This window comes from Thalassospira australica, from assembly GCF_044790785.1.
GTDB lineage: Bacteria > Pseudomonadota > Alphaproteobacteria > Rhodospirillales > Thalassospiraceae > Thalassospira > Thalassospira australica_A.
In genome coordinates, this window is record NZ_CP085258.1 from 273061 (window position 1) to 288826 (window position 15766).

Consider the following 15766-nt stretch of genomic DNA (forward strand, 5'->3'; position numbering starts at 1 on the left):
ATACGGATAAATTGATGTTCTGTCAGTGCCTGTCAGGCATAACGCTGCTTTTTGGGTTCGGGTGCGGTGATATCGGATGTCCGGGGTGCCTTGTTCCCGTCTGCAATCTGGCGTTCGGTCGCGACCCGGTTACGGCCCTTGGCCTTCGCCAGATAAAGCGCCTGATCGGCGCGTTCGATGAAACGGCCAAGCGGTTCGCCAAATTCAAACGTGCTGACGCCGATTGATACCGTGACCTTGCCCAGTTCCTGATGGCGGGTTCGGCTGATGACGGTGCGGGTTTCGACATTGTGGCGGATATGTTCGGCCAGCTGGCGCGCGCAGCCAAGCCCGGTCATCGGCAGGATGACGGCAAATTCCTCGCCACCATAGCGCGCGGCGGTATCGCGGCCCTTGACGTTCTGTTGCAGGGTCCGGGCCATCAGTCGAATGACCTGATCGCCGGCCTGATGACCGTGGGTATCGTTGAATGTCTTGAAATGGTCGATATCGATCAGAAGCAGGCTAAGCGGCTGTCCGGTTTCCATCGACTGCATGGCGCAATCGCGCAATTGCAGATCAAACGCCTTGCGGTTGGCAATGCCGGTCAGACAGTCGGTCATGGCCTCGCGCTTCATGGCCTCCAGATCGCGGCGCAGTTTCGATATTTCGGTCGAGGTCTTATCCAGCCGGGTTTCAAGAATACGGTTCACGCCTTCGATATCGCGGGTGGCGCCGAGCAGCGTTTTTAACGCCTGTTCCAGATTGGTGAAATCCTTGTCGCCGATATATTCGCAGAAATGGTCAAGCGCCTCGCCATAGGCACGGGTATCAATCCCGGCATTGCGGACGGTTTCGAGAACCGACATCAACTGATTGCGCAAATCGTCAGTAATGCGGGCAACGATTTCGCGTTCATTCACGGTGTCAAAAAAACGGGTGAAAAGATCACGGCATTGCAATTCATCGAATTCGCGATTGTTGCTGCGCAGGATATCAATCGTCTGCTTGAGATCAGGTTCTTTACCGGACAGGTAATTGAAAAAGACCGTGAAATTGTTCGGATGCGAGACAACACCCAGTTCCGCCATTATGGCAAGGGCTGCGTTTGACAATTGCTGTGCCCGATCCGGGTCGGTGTCGTATTCAATCATCGATACCTGCGCGACTTTCCAAAAAATGTATGTTTTGGCAAGGGCAATATACCGTTACAGTCCAAGCATAACGTTGATTTGGATCATGGTCGTAGCCGGGTTACAAAGGCGCATCAGACAAAACCGATCCATTAAAAAAGAAACAGGGAAGCAGCAGGAAATGACGTTACGGTTTGAGCGCATGGTTGCCGGTATCCTCATGACGATGGCGGTGCTGGTTTCATCGCCGGTTCTGGCACAGGAAGGCATGGGGGCGGCACCTGCCCCATCTGAAACCTCGTCTGGCGATACTTTGCCACCGGTCGATTTTCGTCCGCTTGAAGCAAATGAGCGCACCAATATGCCGCCGCTTATGGAACGCTATGTGCTTGACGAGTTAAAGGCGCTTCGGACCGAAATGCAGGGCATGCGCGCCGAATTGCTGCGCGAGGTCGTCAACCGGCAGCTTGAGGCTATCGACAAGGCGATTTCCTATTCCTCTAACACCGTGACCTATTTCTTCTATTTCGTGGCCGCGGTCGGTGCGCTTCTGACCATGCTGGGTTGGCAGTCACTGCGCGAGCTTAAATCAAGTGTCCGTAACCTTGCCGATACGGAATTGCGTCGCCTGTCCGAGGAATTTGAGACACGTCTGAGCGCGCTTGAAGACGAACTGCGCCAGAAAAGCATGGTGATCAACGATCATCAGCAGGAAATCGAAAACACCCAGACCATTCATGCCTTCTGGCTTCAGGCGAACAAGGTGACCAATCCGCGGTCCAAGATCGAGATTTACGACAAGATCCTTGAACTGTCGCCGGGCGATCCGGAAGTCATGGCCTATAAGGCCGATGCCGCGCTTCAGCTTGGAGATCGCGACTGGGCGCTTAGCCTGTGCAACCGGCTTCTGGCCGAGGCGCCTGATAATGCCAACGGCTATTACCAGCGTGCGTGCGCCAATGCAGGGCTGGGTTATCCGGAAGCCGCCCTTGCCGATTTGCAGCGTGCGGTGGCCCTTTCGGATGCGATGCGTAAACCGGCGTGGACCGAGGTTGAATTTGAATCGCTTCGTGATTTGCCGGAATTTGCCGAAATTCTTGGCAGTCCGGAAAGCCCCACACCCGCCGGATAGAAAACCTTCCGATCAACCCTTGGGCCTGTCTGCCTGCGTCTCATAGCGGATGGCTGGGACATCGTGCCTGTTTGCGATTTTGATATTGACGAGACGTCTCGTCTTGTTAGAGATTGGTGTTGATCAGTGGAAGGAACACCATGCGGCGTTCAGTGGAAAAACATCGGGCGATCCTTGATGCAGCGGGCAGGCTTGTTGTTGCGCAAGGCTACCATTCGACCAGCATCGATGCGGTTGCTGCCGAGGCCGGCTGCGGCAAACAAACCATCTATCGCTGGTGGCCGTCAAAAGCTGATCTGTTTGTGGAGGTCTATGACGATCTGGTTGATCGCGATGTTCTGACAAAAGCGTTCCATCGTCACGACGCATCGCTTGAAACCGGTTTGGCAGCACTTCTTGAACAGCTTTTCCGGTTTTACGAGACGACCCCGGCCGGTCGGATTCTGTCAGGCCTGATTGGTGAAGCCGCGCAGAATGAAGCGATCCGGAATGCGCTTCGTACCGGACTTGTGATCGGTCGTGCGCCAATCGTGGTCGACCTAGTGAGCGCGTTCAAAACCGCGAACGCCGGGCCGGGAACTGTTTCGGCGGCGGCCGTGAATGAAACGATTGTTGCACTGGTCTGGAAGCGGCTGGTGATGCACGAAGTGCTGGGCAGCGATGCCGCGCGCGAGATCGCATGCCTTGCCGTTGCGGCCGGTCGGGATGGAGGGGGCCGTGAAAGGTGATATTGTTTTTGACGGTTATCGACCGGGTGTGATCGGTCAGATCATTGATCTGCACATGCAATATTATACACCGCACTGGAATTTCGGGTTGCAGTTCGAAACCCGCCTTGCCCTTGATATGGGGGCGTTTTTTCCCCGGTTTGACGCAAAACGTGATTTCTTTGTCGCGGCATATGACAGCATGGGTAATCTTGCCGGTGCCATCGCGCTTGACGGTATCGATCTTGCCACATCGGGGGTGCATTTGCGGTGGTTCATCACGTCTGACGCCATGCGGGGCCGGGGGCTGGGCCGTGAACTTATGAATCGGGCTGACATTTTTCTGCGCGAAAACTGCTATGACAAGGTCTGGCTAACGACCTTTGCCGGACTGGATGCTGCGCGCAAGCTCTATGAGGATTTCGGTTTCAGGCTAACTGCCGACGAGGAGTCCGATCCCTGGTCCGGTACGGTCGGCCTGCAACGGTTCGAACGCGGCTGATACAGGAAAAACCCCCGGCAGTTTGCACTGCCGGGGGGGTGCATATCCGTTGATTTGTGACCTTATCCGGCCAGTTCATTCCATAGCGGATGGATCGGGGCGACATCGTTTTCGATTTCGCTGAACCGGGCGTCGCAATCAAAGAAGTAGTTGTCGGCAAGGTCGTCATTGACCTGCGATACTTCGCCAACGATCACCGGGCCTTTGCCTTCTTCGCCATAGAAGCGATGCACAAGCGTGCGCGGCAGGGTGACACTTTGGCCGGGTTCGAGCACGACCTTGCCACCGGCCGGAAGGATATTGAGCTTGCCATCGGTGCGGACATGCACGTCATTGACCATGTCCATTTTACCATCTTCGGTCAGGTTGGTCAGTTCGATCACCAGATTGCCACCACCGCGCACAATGATGTCTTCCATTTTGACCTTGTGGTAATGCCACGGGCATTCCTGATTTTCGCCGACAATCATGATCTTTTCGGCATAGGGGACTTCGCCCGGCTGGCGCAGGATGCCATTGCGCAGGCAAAACAGAATCAGGCCGCGTCGGGCAAAATCGCCTTCGCCGTAATCGGTGACGTCCCATCCCATCTGATGCGCGCGGCACCATTTCGCAAGATCAGGCTCGGCATCCCACTGCGCCGGGGAGTAATGCCCCCAGAAGGGCAGCTTGAAGGAAATGGACTCGAACAGTTCCTTGGCATGCGTGATATGAGCATTGATATCGGAACGGCGCATGGACGACCTCGTAAAGCGTTTGCATGTTTGAATGATTGGCCGCGCGAAGCGCAGGCGTTGCTGGCTTTTAGCATGATCGGTTACGGATTGCGACCCAATTTGAATGCATTCAAATGCCTGATGCATGATTTTGCAAACCTGCAAAATGACTGCCCTGATTTTGTCGATTTTGTTCCGTTTGATAAGGTGTTGAAAGAAAAAGCTATGCGTTCAGCTGAACAGCAATAATCAAGGAAACACGGGCATGTCGTCATCGTCGGGATTTGCAAAATTCGTTGCCGCAATCGTGGTTAGTGCCGGGATTGCCGGTGCCGGATGGCTGGTGGGAAAGGGGCTTGCGGACATGCGATCCCTTGACCGGTTTGTCACTGTCAAGGGTTTGGCCGAACGCGATGTGGTGGCGGATCGTGCGGTGTGGCCGATTACCTATGTCGCGACCGATGATGTTTTGCAAAATGCGCAGGCCAAAATCGAGAGCGATACAACGGCCCTTCTGGCGTTTCTTGAAACGCATGGCATCACCAAGGACATGACCGAACTGCAAAGCCTTCAGGTCACCGATCAGCTTGCGCAATCCTATCGTTCCGGTCCGATTGAAAGCCGTTATATCGTCAGTCAGACGATTCAGGTCCGCACCGACAATGTCGAGGCCGTCGTTGGGGCAACGCAGGATATCGGCAAATTGCTTCAGGGCGGGATCGTTCTGGGCGGGCAGGGTTATAACCCCGGTCCGAGTTTCATGTTCACCAAACTTAACGACATCAAACCGGAAATGATTGCCGCAGCCACGGCCAATGCGCGTGAAAGCGCACAGCAATTTGCCACCGATTCCGGTGGTCATCTGGGCGGCATTCGCCGCGCGACGCAAGGGTTGTTCCAGATTCTTCCGGCCGATGGTGCGCCGAACACCATGGAAAGCCAGCAGATCAATAAAACGGTGCGTGTTGTCACCACCATGGAATATCTGATCGAGGATTGATCCTATTCGGCCGGACCTGTTGACGTGTCAGGGCGACTTGCCCGGTTGACTTGTCTGGCAAAAATGGTTCTATGCGGCGCATGGCGCAGCTTATCCTTTTTAACAAGCCGTATGGTGTTCTGACCCAGTTTACCGACCGTGAAAACGGTCGGACGACTTTGGCCGATTTTATCGATCTGCCCGGTGTCTATGCCGCCGGGCGGCTGGATCGTGATAGCGAAGGATTGCTGCTGCTGACCGATAACGGGCCCTTGAATGCCCAGATCGCCCACCCGAAATTCAAAAAGCCGAAAACCTATTGGGTTCAGGTCGAAGGCGAACCGACGGACGAAGCCCTTGCCGCCCTTCGTGACGGGGTCGAGCTGAAAGACGGCATGACCCGACCGGCGCGTGCGCGCCTGATGGGGGAGCCCGAAAATCTTTGGCCGCGTGATCCGCCGGTGAGGTTTCGCAAATCGGTGCCGACAAGCTGGATCGAACTAAGCATTACCGAAGGTCGCAATCGGCAGGTCAGGCGTATGACGGCGGCGGTGGGATTTCCGACCTTGCGTCTGATCCGTTATGCGATTGGTGACTGGACGCTGGATAATCTGGCGCCCGGTGACTGGCAGATGATCGAGGTCAAGGCACCCGAGCCCGGCCCGGTTCAGGTCAAACCCCTGCCCGGGAACATGCAGGCCAACCGGCGGCCCCGTACCGAGGGTGACGGTAAAAATACATTCCGGTCTGCACGACCGCAAAAGTCGCGCAACCCAAAACAGTCACGCGGTGGCAAGCCACGCGCACCCAAAGGATAAAGGCAATGCTGAGCTATCTGCACGGCTTTCACGCGGGCAATTTTGCCGATATTCACAAGCATGCCGCGATGCGGATGATCCTTGATTATCTGTGCAAGAAGGAAAAACCGTTTTGCGTGATCGATACCCATGCCGGTTCGGGCTGGTACGATCTGGGCAGCAGCCAATCGGCCAAAACCGGTGAATGGAAACACGGTATCGCCGCGGTACAGCAAAAAGCCAATCCTCCCAAACAGATGCAATCATTTTTGGATCAGATTGCTGCCTTCGATCCGATAGCCCATGGTCGAGACTATGGCGTGTTCGAGGATGATGACCTGAAGGGGCCGTTTTATCCCGGGTCGCCGTTTATCATGCGCGAATTGTTGCGCGATCATGATGAAATGATTCTGATGGAATTGCATCCGCGTGAATATGACCTGCTGGAATACAGTGTTGAACGCGATCCGCGTATTCACCTGCACAAGCGTGACGGGTATGAGGGACTGGTTGGCATGATGCCGCCCGCCATTCGGCGCGGTCTGGTCCTGATGGACCCGAGTTACGACGTCAAACAGGACTATCAGAAGGCGGCGAGTTCGATCAAACGCGCCTGGGAACGGTGGGAAAACGGCATCTTCATGCTGTGGTATCCGATCCTTGAGGCCGGATTTGATGCGGAACTGCGTGAAAACTTTGCCCGGATCAAAGCCAAGGGCGGTGTGCTGTGTGCAGAGCTTTCGACCAATCAGGGCGGGGCAAAGGGGCGGATGCGCGGGACCGGACTTATGATCATCAATCCGCCTTACGGGTTTGACCAGCAGTTTGACGAAATCGGACAGTGGCTGTGCGATGCCGTCAAATTGCCCGGCCCGGCAACCCACCGGACACATTGGCTGGTGCCGTCGCAATAAAGTCAGTTTCCGGAATGCCAAATGAAAAGGCCGCTGACACATCTGATGTCAGCGGCCTTTCTGCGTTGGGACGCAGTTTTTCTTACATGCCGATGAAGGGTTGCAGCAATTTTGGCAGCAAACGGTTGAATTTCATCGGGGCATCGGTCGCGATCAGACAGATGCATTCTTCGGCCGTGTCTGCAATCGGCTGATGATCGACATCATTGCCAAGATCGGCGACGTCACCGGCACGGAACCGGCCGATTTCATCGATATAGGACCCTTTAAGCAACAGGGTCATTTCATGGCCGTGATGCCCGTGATCGGGGATCGAGACGCCCGGTGCGATTTTCATCAGTCGCACGGTGCCTTTGCTTTCGATCGATTTCAGCTGGTAATGCTTTACGCCCGGTGCCAGCGTTTTCCACGGAATGTCTTCGAGTGACAAAACATCGTCGGGTAACAGGTTTGCCAACGGACGCGGAACGGATGGAATGGCGCTGCCGGTAATGCTTTCGCCAACCGCAACCCGGCGGGTCAACGGCATTTCGCGTATAACCACATTCCGGTTTTCGTTGGCGGTTTCGCGTTCGATCATTGCCATGACATGGTCAAGCGCATGGGCATCCATTGACATGACATTTGCCGTTTCGAGCGCCGCACCGCCAAGTGCCTCGAATTCTGCGACCTTTGCACGGCATTTCGGGCACAGTGTCATATGCGTTGCCACAAGCAATTCCATTGCCTGCGACATCTTGCCACTGGCGTAATCCATCAATGTCTGGTCTGTCGGGTGATGTTTGATATTCATGCTACACCCTCCAATCCACCACGAAGTTTGGTTAAGGCCAACCGCAACCGCGATTTGACGGTGCCCAGCGGAATATCAAGCTGTTCGGCAATTTCGCTGTGCGAGAGATCTTCAAAAAACGACAATTCAACAACCACTTTCTGATCGGCGGGCAGTTCTTCCATCGCGGATTTGACGAGAACGGCATGTTCATCCCGGTCGACGATTTCGTCGGCAAGCGGGCTATCGTCGATAATCAGCGTCGGATCGGAATCGTCCACTTCGATATGTTTGCGTTGCCGGAAACGATCAATCCGAAGGTTTCGGGCAATTGTAAAAATCCATGTGCTGGCGGCGGCCTTTTGCGGATCAAACAGATGCGCCTTGCGCCAGACCTGCATCATCGCTTCCTGTGCGAGTTCTTCGGCATTTTCGGAATTGCCGCCGAACCGGAACATGTAGGCTTTGACCCTTGGCGCGAAATGGGCAAACAGCTGTGCAAAAGCTTCGCGGTCCTGCGTCGCCGCGACCGCAACAATCCAGCTGGCACATCTTTTCGCCTCGGCGGGGTCAGCCGGACCGGGCCTTGATCTTGTCGTGCCGCTCATTTTCGTTTCTGGTCCCCTGCGGGGCCGCGCCATGATCGTGTTCATGGATCATCATACGTCGGCCGGAAAATTTTGGATCAAACGAAATTGTACGTTTTCTGCCAATTACTTACAATTATCAGCATTCGTTGTTATGCAGTGATCCGTAAATTGATGTCATGCGTAATCATATGTAGTTCAAACAATAACACTGCAAGCAGGCGCGGCACATATGACGCTTCGATCATCGGGGAAACTCAATATAGCTGTTGTTGGTTCGGGCATTTCCGGCCTGTCGGCGGCCTGGTTGCTTAGTCAGTCCCACAATGTCACGCTTTATGAAAAGGATGACCGTCCCGGCGGGCATTCGAATACCGTGGATGCGGGGCAAACACCGGTTGATACCGGCTTCATCGTCTATAATACCCGTTGTTATCCCAATCTTTGTGCCCTGTTTGACCATCTTGGTGTTGAAACGGCGGCGACCGATATGTCGTTTGCCGCCTCGATGGACAAGGGCGGGCTGGAATATGGTGGATCGGATCTGGCATCGCTGATTGCGCAGAAACGCAATATTTTCCGCCCGCGTTTCTGGCGCATGGTGCGCGATATCCTTCGGTTTTACCGCGAGGCACCGCTTGCGCTTGAAACCGGGCAGGCGGAAACGCAAAGCCTTGGTGATTATCTGACAGCCAATCGTTATTCGAAATCCTTTATCAATGATCATCTGTTGCCGATGGGGGCCGCGATCTGGTCCACCCCCGTCGATACGATGATGGATTACCCGTTGGCGGCGTTTGTCCGGTTCTGTCAGAACCACGGGCTTTTACAGATCAAGGACCGGCCGCAATGGCGCACGGTTGTTGGCGGATCGCGTCAGTATGTCGGCAAGATGATCAAGGATATTTCCGGTGGCGTGATCCTTGATAGCGCCATTGCCCATGTCGGACCGAATGGCAAGGGGGGCGTATTCATTGAAAACCGCTATGGCGAACGGACGGACTACGATCATGTTGTTCTGGCCTGTCACGGTGATCAGGCGCTTGCGCTTCAGGCCAATCCGGCGCCAGCGGTACGTAATCTTTTGTCGGCGTTTCAGTATGAGCGCAATCTGGCGATCCTGCATAATGATGACAGCCTGATGCCCCAAACCCGCAAGGTCTGGTCAAGCTGGAACTACCTTGCCGAAGAGCATGACGGGGAACAGAAAGTCTGTGTGACCTATTGGATGAACCGGTTGCAGCATCTTGACGAAGGGCAGCCGCTTTTTGTGACCCTGAACCCGGCGCGCGCGCCGCGTGAGGGCAGTGTCATTCGATCCTTCCTGTATGATCATCCGGTTTTTGATGCGGCGGCAATGGATGCGCAGAAACGGCTTTGGTCCATTCAGGGGCAGGATAACGTCTGGTATTGCGGCAGCTATTTTGGCTATGGCTTCCACGAGGACGGCATTCAGTCGGGCCTTGCCGTCGCGGAGGCATTGGGCGGTGTTCGTCGCCCGTGGAATGTTGAAAATGAAAGCGGTCGCATTCATCTGGGGCCAATCAGTATCCCGCAAAAAGAAGCTGCCGAATGACAGGTACATGGAAGTCCGCCCTGTTTGAAGGATCGGTGATGCATCATCGCCTTCGCCCGCGCGATCATAAATTGCGCTATCGGGTGTTTTCCTTTTTGTTCGATCTTGATGAAATCGATGGCTTGGCCGGGTCGCTGAAACTGTTCAGCCGCAACCGGTTCAACCTGTTTTCATTCCATGACCGTGATCATGCTGATCGTGGGCACGGGGATATCCGCAAACGTATCGAAGATATCCTGAACAAGCACGATCTTGACGATTGTGCGCATCGGATCGAATTGCTGTGTTATCCGCGCATTCTGGGCTTCGTTTTCAATCCGCTGTCGGTTTATTTCTGTCATCGGGCGGATGGTTCGGTGGGGGCGGTCCTGTACGAGGTGTCCAATACATTCGGGGACCGGCACAGCTATCTGATCCCGGTAGGCACTGATGCGATTGATGAAAAAGGCGTGCTGCGTCAAAGCTGTGCCAAGGGATTTTATGTGTCGCCCTTCATCGATATGCAGGCCGATTATCATTTCCGCATTTGCATGCCAGACGAAAAGGTCGCGGTTGCCATTCGTGAAACCGACAAGGATGGCGCATTTCTGAATGCGGCCTTTGTCGGTGATCGAACCGCCCTTTCTGATCGTAATCTGTTTATGGCTTTTGTTCGCTATCCGCTGATGACGCTTAAGGTGGTGGCGGGCATTCATTACGAAGCGCTGCATCTGTGGCGCAAAGGCATGAAGTTCCATAAACGTCCAAAGCCGCCAGCACATGATGTGACTTACGTGTTCGCAGCCAATAGCCAGACGGCCGAAGCCGCAAAAAGGTAATCAGGAAATGCCGGAACGCAATCGATCCTCTTCGACCATTGTTCGCCCGTTTCGTGACAGGTTCCTGCCCGTGATTGGTGGCATGACCGGAAGTCGCAATGTGCTGAAAATCATGCTGAAACGCATTCTGGCGCATTTGCATTACGGCCGGCTGACGATTGTTTTGCCCGATGGGGATACGTTGCAGTTTACCGGGGAGGAGCAAGCCGAAATCCGGGCCGTTCTGCATATTCATGACTGGAAGGCGATCCGCAGGCTTGCGACCGGGGGCGATGTTGCCTTTGCCGAGGCCTATATGGACGGTGCCTGGAGCAGCCCGGACCTTACCAAGGTTATGCGGGTGGCGATGCTTAATGAAAATATCGTGCGGGCACGTTTGGCGGGCGGCATGATTTCGCGCGTGATTGCCCGGATCGGGCATTTGCGCAATGCCAATACGGTCGAAGGATCAAAACGCAATATTGCCTATCACTATGACCTTGGAAACCGGTTCTATCAGGAATGGCTTGATCCGGGGATGACCTATTCATCGGGTCTTTATCGCCGCAAGGATATGACGCTTGAAGCCGCACAGGATGCGAAATATCGCCGGATTTGCGACCTTGCATCCCTGCAACCGGGGGAACGGGTGCTTGAAGTCGGGTGCGGCTGGGGCGGTTTTGCCGAAATGGCGGCCGGGTTGCACCGTTGCCATGTCACAGGACTGACCCTGTCACGTGAGCAACATGTTTATGCATGCCATCGTCTTCTGACGATGGGGCTTTCGGATCGCACAAAAATCGAATTGCGGGACTATCGCCATCAGGACGGGCAGTTCGACAAGATCGTTTCGATTGAAATGTTCGAGGCGGTTGGCGAAGAACACTGGCCGGTCTATTTCGACATGATCCGCAAGCGGTTGAAACCGGGCGGCAAGGCGGTTTTGCAAATCATCACCATCGATCATGACCGGTTCGAAAGTTACCGCAAGGGTGCCGATTTTATTCAGCGTTACATTTTCCCCGGTGGTTTGCTGCCCTCGCCAGAGGCGCTTGGCAAGGCCATCGACGAAGCCGGTCTTTCGCTGCGTCATTCCGAATTTTTCGGCAAATCCTATGCCCGGACACTGGCCGAATGGCAGCGCCGTTTCCAGCATGGCTGGGACAGCATTGCCGAGCAGGGGTTTGATATCCGTTTCAAACGGATGTGGGAATATTACCTGTCCTATTGCGAAACCGGGTTTGACGAAGGGTCGATCGATGTCGGGTTCTTTGTGATCGAACATCCCGAAAATGCCGCAAGCTGATCGCTCCCGCAAAACCGCAATTTACTATGCGCTGCCAGCAATGGCGGCCGCCGTGCCGACCATTCCGGCCTATGTCCTGCTGCCAAGCTATTATGGCGATGATCTTGGCCTTGGGCTTGCCCTTACGGGGGCGATCCTTTTGGCGGTGCGGATCATTGATATGCTGACCGATCCGCTGGCCGGGTGGCTTTCGGATTATACAGGGCGTCGCAAAATCTGGGTCGGGTTCGGGGCAGTGATTGCCGGGATCGGGATCTGGCTGCTGTTTGTGCCGCCCGATCAGCCGGGCGGCTGGCATCTTTTTGTTTCGGCGAGCATCCTTTTCCTTGGCTGGACGCTTTTTCAGGTGCCCTATCTGGCGTGGGGGGCAGACCTTTCTGGGGATTACCGGGAACGGACATTGATCACGTCCTTGCGTGAGGGTGCCGGGCTGATTGGTATTGTCATTGCCGGGGCGATCCCGGTTGTGATGATGAACGCAAGCCGGGCCGATGAAATCCGGTCCCTTGCGATCATGACCATTGTTGCGGGGGCGGTTTTCGTTACGCTTCTGATCGTCAGGGTCCCCGATAGTGCAGCCCGCCATAGTCGAGGTCGTATTGCCAAACAGACGGGTGTTTCCCTTCGCGCCCGGTTTCGCCAGTCGCTTCGTAGCCTGCGCCATAACCGGTTGTTCGTGCGGTTGCTTGGCGCATGGATGATCAATGGTCTTGCCGGTGGATTGCCCGCGGTCTGTTTCCCGCTTTTTGTGCGCTATTACCTGAAGCTTGATACGGATACGGAAAACGCGCTGATCCTTTTGTATTTTGTTGCGGCCATTGCCGCCATTCCGTTTTGGGTGTTTCTGGCGGGCCGGATGAGCAAACACCGCGTCTGGTGCGTCGCGATGATTCTGGCGGTTTCGGCATTTGCGTTTGTGCCGTTTCTGTCGGCTGGCGACTGGATCGGGTTTGCGGTGATCTGTGTGGTTACCGGTGCGGCATTGGGGGCGGATCTGGCGCTGCCACCGGCGATGCAGGCCGATGTCGATGACTGGGACCGGTACCGGTTTCATGCCAGCCGGACCGGCGTTTTGTTTGCGCTGTGGAACATGACCAACAAGCTTGCGATGGCGTTGGCCGCCGGGATTGCGTTGCCGATTTTGGGGGCTTTTGGCCTGACGGACGGGGGGGCGGAAAATTCCGCGGCTTTGGTTGTGCTTGTCATGATCTATGCGGTGCTGCCCATCGTACTGAAAGCAGGAGCAATCGGGATGATGTGGCGTTTTCCATTGGATCGCGCGCATCAGGTTGCCATTCGTCGGCGTCTGGCTCGCCGCACCTTCTGATCCTTGTATCCTTTGCGGGAGAAAGCTGATGCTGCGATCTTTTACGGCGCTTGTGGTGGTTTTGATAGTTACCGGGTGTGGGTCAATGAAACCGCAGGATTTTGCGCAAAAAGAGCCCCGCTTCGATGTGTTTGAATACTTCGAAGGCAATAGTCGGGCCTGGGGAATTTTTGAGGACCGGTTCGGAAAACTGCGTCGTCAGTTTACGGTCGATATCACCGGGACCATCGATGATGGCGTTCTGACGCTGGAAGAAGATTTTCTGTATGACGATGGTGAACAGGACCGCCGTGTATGGACGATCCGGAAGACCGGTGAGCACAGCCTGAGCGGGGAGGCCGATGACATTATTGGTACGGCCGCGGGCGTGCAATACGGCAATGCGCTGAACTGGAACTATGAAATGGATTTGAAGGTCGGTGACGGTAGTTGGCGGGTGACGTTTGACGACTGGATGTTTTTGCAGGGCGATGGTGTTCTTGTGAACCGGGCGCGGGTGCGCAAATGGGGGTTCGAGATCGGCGAGGTCACCCTGTTCTTTACGAAACAGCCATCCGCGCTGCGAGCCGCCGAATAAACCAGCCCAGCACCGGGATGCGCGCATAAAATGCCATGCCGGAATCCCAGTGATCGACATGGGATGAAATGCGCGTGCCATCATCGGAAAACGTCACCGCCGACATGCCGGTGACATCCCAGTTCCCCAGGACCGAAATTCCGGCCGTAAAGCGCCAGCGCAGAAAACCGAGATCGTTATCAACCGCGTGATGGGTGACGGTGAATTGCGGGTTTTCGGTGTCGCGAAACATCTTGTCGAGATATGCGCAAACCCGATCCGGGCCGTTGATGGTATTGAACGGATCGGTAAAGCTGTAATCCGGTGTGACGTGATGATGCAGGTTTTCAACCGTTTCCGGGCCCAGATTGGCAAAATAATCGCCATAGGCTTTCAGCGTTTCAAGTTTGGCTGACGGCACATCATCCATCGGATTTTCCCATCACTTTGCGGATCAGTTTAAAATAAAGCCCATAGGGCAGAATGCGCGCAAGTTTTAGCTGCCGGACAAAGGGCGGCGGGAAGGCGATTTCAAAACCGTTACCGCCCGTCAGGCCGCGATAAACGTAGTCCGCTGCCTGTTCCGGTGTTTGCAGATAGGGCATTTTAAAATCGTTTTTGTCGGTCAGGCGGGTTTTGACAAAGCCCGGATTGATCACCCGAAGACAGACACCCGTTTCCCCCAGTTCGGCGCGCAAGGTTTCGCACAGATTGATCAGGGCGGCCTTGGTCGGGCCATAGGCACCGGCCTTTGGCAACCCGCGATAACCGGCGACCGAGGCGACAACCGCGATTTCGCCCGAACCGCGTTTGCGCATTTTCGGGATCAGGATTTCAAGGCAGTTGACGGTGCCGAAATAATTGACGTCGAAATGGTCGCGGATGGATTTTGCCGAAAAATCGTCGACCGGCATCGGGGAATAAATCCCGGCGGCCAGAACCACCAGATCGGGCAGGCCAAACCGGTCTTCGATCAGGGTCATTGCATCGCGAACCGCATCGGGTTTGGTCACATCAAGCGGCACGGCATGGATGTTTTCCGACGATGCCGCCAGATCGGAAAGGGCATCGGCGGAACGGGCCGATGCGATGATTGTCGTGTTTGCATCCGCGTCGGATTTTGCGAATTTTTCGACAAGTGCAGCCCCGATCCCGGCGGATGCGCCGACGATCCAGACGGTTCTGAAATGTTTGGTCATCCGCGATGGTCCTTTTGGGCATTGTCGGTCTGGCAGCTTGTGCAGCGATAGGTGATTTCCGATCCATCCCGCGCCTTGAAGCGAAGGCCCACCCACCGGCCATCGGCATCGTACCATGCGTTGGTCTGCAATTGGCCATCATAGGTGAAATGTGTGGCATTGATCATTCCGCCACCGACAGCCAGAGATTCGCGGCCCGTCCGGGATATGGTGACGTCATTGGGGTTGCCGGTCAGGGTATTGAGAACCTGATCGGTTTGCAAAACGCCACAATGCCAGTGATCGGTGGGGAAAATACCGGGCGGAAGGGATTGGCTGCCATCGGGGCCATCGACGACAAGCTGCCCCTTTTCGCGCCGGGCCGCGATGCTGATTTGATCGCCATCATCGTCCACCTTGACCGACAGCGATGATAATTGACCATCCTGCCAGATGCTTTCGGATCGATAGCGGAAGCTATAGGCGTTAAAGCCCAGAAACGAGATATCGATATTGCTTTGGGCGACGACCTGAAGACCGTCCTGGCCGCGATTGAAACGCACGATATGCTGGCCGACCGGGGCATCGTTGCGGCGGATCTGAAACACCAGTTCATTGCCGTATCGCGCAATCGGATCGAAGTTGCGACAGGCCGCGTTGTGATCAAGGCCCGCGGACTGGGCGGGGGTAAGGGCTGAAAGGTCGCCGTTTTGCGCCATCGCCGAACCGGCATTCTGGACTGCCAGAACGGCAAGCGTCGCAAGCAGATATTTAACGGGTTTCGGGCGTGGCATGTGGTGGCGTACCC

Annotated in this window: 19 protein-coding genes; 12 read left to right on the forward strand and 7 right to left on the reverse strand. The window is 55.3% G+C overall.

Annotation, left to right across the window (positions count from 1 at the left end):
* Window positions 1-32: 32 nt before the first annotated feature.
* Window positions 33-1133 carry a GGDEF domain-containing protein gene (locus LG297_RS01245; protein ID WP_404424335.1) on the reverse strand — a complete coding sequence of 367 codons (1101 nt, stop codon included), beginning with the start codon at window positions 1131-1133 and terminating at the stop codon, window positions 33-35.
* Between the two features lie 160 nt (window positions 1134-1293).
* On the opposite strand from LG297_RS01245, the gene LG297_RS01250 reads away from it, so the two are divergent.
* The 3 genes from LG297_RS01250 to LG297_RS01260 all read left to right on the forward strand — a co-directional run bounded on the left by LG297_RS01250 (window position 1294) and on the right by LG297_RS01260 (window position 3453).
* Window positions 1294-2244 carry a TPR end-of-group domain-containing protein gene (locus LG297_RS01250; protein ID WP_404424337.1) on the forward strand — a complete coding sequence of 317 codons (951 nt, stop codon included), beginning with the start codon at window positions 1294-1296 and terminating at the stop codon, window positions 2242-2244.
* Window positions 2245-2384: 140 nt separating this feature from the next.
* Complete coding sequence (locus LG297_RS01255; RefSeq protein WP_404424339.1) at window positions 2385-2972, forward strand: TetR/AcrR family transcriptional regulator; 588 nt, start codon at window positions 2385-2387, stop codon at window positions 2970-2972.
* Window positions 2962-3453: a GNAT family N-acetyltransferase gene (locus LG297_RS01260; protein ID WP_404424341.1), complete on the forward strand. Its 492-nt coding sequence runs from the start codon at window positions 2962-2964 to the stop codon at window positions 3451-3453. Before LG297_RS01255 ends, LG297_RS01260 begins: the two co-directional genes overlap by 11 nt.
* A gap of 62 nt (window positions 3454-3515) precedes the next feature.
* Here LG297_RS01260 and LG297_RS01265 read toward each other — a convergent pair whose 3' ends face one another.
* Window positions 3516-4190 (reverse strand): D-lyxose/D-mannose family sugar isomerase, encoded by a 675-nt coding sequence (locus LG297_RS01265; RefSeq protein ID WP_097051376.1) that lies wholly within the window; start codon window positions 4188-4190, stop codon window positions 3516-3518.
* Here LG297_RS01265 and LG297_RS01270 point away from each other — a divergent pair.
* From LG297_RS01270 to LG297_RS01285, 4 genes are all read left to right on the forward strand, one after another.
* Window positions 4164-4418: a hypothetical protein gene (locus tag LG297_RS01270; RefSeq protein ID WP_404424342.1), complete on the forward strand. Its 255-nt coding sequence runs from the start codon at window positions 4164-4166 to the stop codon at window positions 4416-4418. The two genes, LG297_RS01265 and LG297_RS01270, sit on opposite strands and share 27 nt — an antisense overlap.
* Window positions 4419-4434: 16 nt before the next feature.
* Window positions 4435-5169 (forward strand): SIMPL domain-containing protein, encoded by a 735-nt coding sequence (locus tag LG297_RS01275; RefSeq protein ID WP_404424344.1) that lies wholly within the window; start codon window positions 4435-4437, stop codon window positions 5167-5169.
* A gap of 80 nt (window positions 5170-5249) precedes the next feature.
* On the forward strand, window positions 5250-5966 hold the full coding sequence (locus LG297_RS01280; protein WP_404424346.1) for an rRNA large subunit pseudouridine synthase E: 717 nt from the start codon (window positions 5250-5252) through the stop codon (window positions 5964-5966).
* A gap of 5 nt (window positions 5967-5971) precedes the next feature.
* Window positions 5972-6859: a 23S rRNA (adenine(2030)-N(6))-methyltransferase RlmJ gene (locus LG297_RS01285; protein WP_404424348.1), complete on the forward strand. Its 888-nt coding sequence runs from the start codon at window positions 5972-5974 to the stop codon at window positions 6857-6859.
* An 82-nt stretch (window positions 6860-6941) separates the two neighbouring features.
* Here LG297_RS01285 and LG297_RS01290 read toward each other — a convergent pair whose 3' ends face one another.
* Window positions 6942-7652: a ChrR family anti-sigma-E factor gene (locus LG297_RS01290; protein ID WP_404424350.1), complete on the reverse strand. Its 711-nt coding sequence runs from the start codon at window positions 7650-7652 to the stop codon at window positions 6942-6944.
* Window positions 7649-8239, reverse strand: a complete 591-nt coding sequence (locus tag LG297_RS01295; protein WP_404424352.1) for a sigma-70 family RNA polymerase sigma factor — start codon at window positions 8237-8239, stop codon at window positions 7649-7651. Before LG297_RS01295 ends, LG297_RS01290 begins: the two co-directional genes overlap by 4 nt.
* Window positions 8240-8450: 211 nt before the next feature.
* Between LG297_RS01295 and LG297_RS01300 the strand changes: the two genes are divergently transcribed.
* The 5 genes from LG297_RS01300 (at window position 8451) to LG297_RS01320 (ending at window position 13801) form a co-directional block, all read left to right on the forward strand.
* Window positions 8451-9794, forward strand: a complete 1344-nt coding sequence (locus tag LG297_RS01300; protein WP_404424354.1) for an NAD(P)/FAD-dependent oxidoreductase — start codon at window positions 8451-8453, stop codon at window positions 9792-9794.
* Window positions 9791-10612: a DUF1365 domain-containing protein gene (locus LG297_RS01305; RefSeq protein WP_404424356.1), complete on the forward strand. Its 822-nt coding sequence runs from the start codon at window positions 9791-9793 to the stop codon at window positions 10610-10612. The genes LG297_RS01300 and LG297_RS01305 overlap by 4 nt, the downstream gene beginning before the upstream one ends.
* Before the next feature lie 7 nt (window positions 10613-10619).
* On the forward strand, window positions 10620-11897 hold the full coding sequence (locus LG297_RS01310; RefSeq protein ID WP_404424358.1) for a class I SAM-dependent methyltransferase: 1278 nt from the start codon (window positions 10620-10622) through the stop codon (window positions 11895-11897).
* Window positions 11884-13224, forward strand: coding sequence for an MFS transporter (locus LG297_RS01315; RefSeq protein WP_404424360.1), 1341 nt, complete (start codon window positions 11884-11886; stop codon window positions 13222-13224). Before LG297_RS01310 ends, LG297_RS01315 begins: the two co-directional genes overlap by 14 nt.
* An 85-nt stretch (window positions 13225-13309) precedes the next feature.
* Window positions 13310-13801: a DUF3833 domain-containing protein gene (locus LG297_RS01320; protein ID WP_404424362.1), complete on the forward strand. Its 492-nt coding sequence runs from the start codon at window positions 13310-13312 to the stop codon at window positions 13799-13801.
* On the opposite strand, the gene LG297_RS01325 is transcribed toward LG297_RS01320, so the two are convergent.
* From LG297_RS01325 to LG297_RS01335, 3 genes are read right to left on the reverse strand one after another with little or no spacing between them, the layout of a single operon-like run.
* A complete protein-coding gene (locus LG297_RS01325; RefSeq protein ID WP_404424364.1) occupies window positions 13764-14210 on the reverse strand; it encodes a nuclear transport factor 2 family protein in 447 nt (148 codons plus the stop codon). The genes LG297_RS01320 and LG297_RS01325 overlap by 38 nt on opposite strands.
* Complete coding sequence (locus LG297_RS01330) at window positions 14203-14979, reverse strand: SDR family NAD(P)-dependent oxidoreductase (protein WP_404424366.1); 777 nt, start codon at window positions 14977-14979, stop codon at window positions 14203-14205. Before LG297_RS01330 ends, LG297_RS01325 begins: the two co-directional genes overlap by 8 nt.
* On the reverse strand, window positions 14976-15752 hold the full coding sequence (locus LG297_RS01335; protein WP_404424368.1) for a DUF6134 family protein: 777 nt from the start codon (window positions 15750-15752) through the stop codon (window positions 14976-14978). The genes LG297_RS01330 and LG297_RS01335 overlap by 4 nt, the downstream gene beginning before the upstream one ends.
* Window positions 15753-15766 lie beyond the last annotated feature (14 nt).

Bases quoted from the DNA above. Each gene is read 5' to 3' on its own strand.
- LG297_RS01245 (WP_404424335.1), bottom strand. From the start codon at position 1,133: ATGATTGAATACGACACCGACCCGGATCGGGCACAGCAATTGTCAAAC.
- LG297_RS01250 (WP_404424337.1), top strand. From the start codon at position 1,294: ATGACGTTACGGTTTGAGCGCATGGTTGCCGGTATCCTCATGACGATG.
- LG297_RS01255 (WP_404424339.1), top strand. From the start codon at position 2,385: ATGCGGCGTTCAGTGGAAAAACATCGGGCGATCCTTGATGCAGCGGGC.
- LG297_RS01270 (WP_404424342.1), top strand. From the start codon at position 4,164: ATGAGCATTGATATCGGAACGGCGCATGGACGACCTCGTAAAGCGTTT.
- LG297_RS01265 (WP_097051376.1), bottom strand. From the start codon at position 4,190: ATGCGCCGTTCCGATATCAATGCTCATATCACGCATGCCAAGGAACTG.
- LG297_RS01275 (WP_404424344.1), top strand. From the start codon at position 4,435: ATGTCGTCATCGTCGGGATTTGCAAAATTCGTTGCCGCAATCGTGGTT.
- LG297_RS01280 (WP_404424346.1), top strand. From the start codon at position 5,250: ATGGCGCAGCTTATCCTTTTTAACAAGCCGTATGGTGTTCTGACCCAG.
- LG297_RS01285 (WP_404424348.1), top strand. From the start codon at position 5,972: ATGCTGAGCTATCTGCACGGCTTTCACGCGGGCAATTTTGCCGATATT.
- LG297_RS01290 (WP_404424350.1), bottom strand. From the start codon at position 7,652: ATGAATATCAAACATCACCCGACAGACCAGACATTGATGGATTACGCC.
- LG297_RS01295 (WP_404424352.1), bottom strand. From the start codon at position 8,239: ATGAGCGGCACGACAAGATCAAGGCCCGGTCCGGCTGACCCCGCCGAG.
- LG297_RS01300 (WP_404424354.1), top strand. From the start codon at position 8,451: ATGACGCTTCGATCATCGGGGAAACTCAATATAGCTGTTGTTGGTTCG.
- LG297_RS01305 (WP_404424356.1), top strand. From the start codon at position 9,791: ATGACAGGTACATGGAAGTCCGCCCTGTTTGAAGGATCGGTGATGCAT.
- LG297_RS01310 (WP_404424358.1), top strand. From the start codon at position 10,620: ATGCCGGAACGCAATCGATCCTCTTCGACCATTGTTCGCCCGTTTCGT.
- LG297_RS01315 (WP_404424360.1), top strand. From the start codon at position 11,884: ATGCCGCAAGCTGATCGCTCCCGCAAAACCGCAATTTACTATGCGCTG.
- LG297_RS01320 (WP_404424362.1), top strand. From the start codon at position 13,310: ATGAAACCGCAGGATTTTGCGCAAAAAGAGCCCCGCTTCGATGTGTTT.
- LG297_RS01325 (WP_404424364.1), bottom strand. From the start codon at position 14,210: ATGGATGATGTGCCGTCAGCCAAACTTGAAACGCTGAAAGCCTATGGC.
- LG297_RS01330 (WP_404424366.1), bottom strand. From the start codon at position 14,979: ATGACCAAACATTTCAGAACCGTCTGGATCGTCGGCGCATCCGCCGGG.
- LG297_RS01335 (WP_404424368.1), bottom strand. From the start codon at position 15,752: ATGCCACGCCCGAAACCCGTTAAATATCTGCTTGCGACGCTTGCCGTT.